This window comes from Pseudomonas sp. P106(2024) (assembly GCF_057480815.1).
Genome location: NZ_JBLIYU010000059.1, coordinates 1 through 405 on the forward strand (window position 1 = coordinate 1; position 405 = coordinate 405).

The following is a 405-nucleotide window of genomic DNA, read 5'->3' on the forward strand; positions in this document are numbered from 1 at the left end:
CCAATCTGAGCTACTGAACTGACTGCCTTGGTCTGAGTGAATCATCACTTGCTGCTGTGGCTTGCGTCGCCACACGGCCATCAGCATGGCGTCGATGGCTAGGTCGCTGCTCATCCTGGGCTTCATTGACCAACCAATGACTTGGCGAGAGAACAGATCCAGCACTACCGCCAGATACAGCCACCCTTCGTAGGTGCGGATGTAGGTGATATCGGTCACCCAGACCTTATTCGGCTCACTGACCTTGAACTGCCTGGCCAGATGGTTGGGCGATGCCGCTTTTGGTTTTCCGCCATAAAACCCAGTACGACGGCGATAGCCCGTTTGCGAACGCAGCCCCTCTGCCTGCATCAAGCGACCGACTCGATTTCGCCCACAGATCTCTCCCAGCTCTCGAAGGTCATC

The 405-nt window shown here is 56.3% G+C and carries 1 protein-coding gene; it reads right to left on the minus strand.

Features of this window, described 5'->3' with window-relative positions; all coding sequences use genetic code 11:
• Positions 1 to 405 (minus strand): IS3 family transposase (locus AC25M7_RS25505; protein WP_486971641.1); only part of this gene is annotated, 405 nt, incomplete at both ends.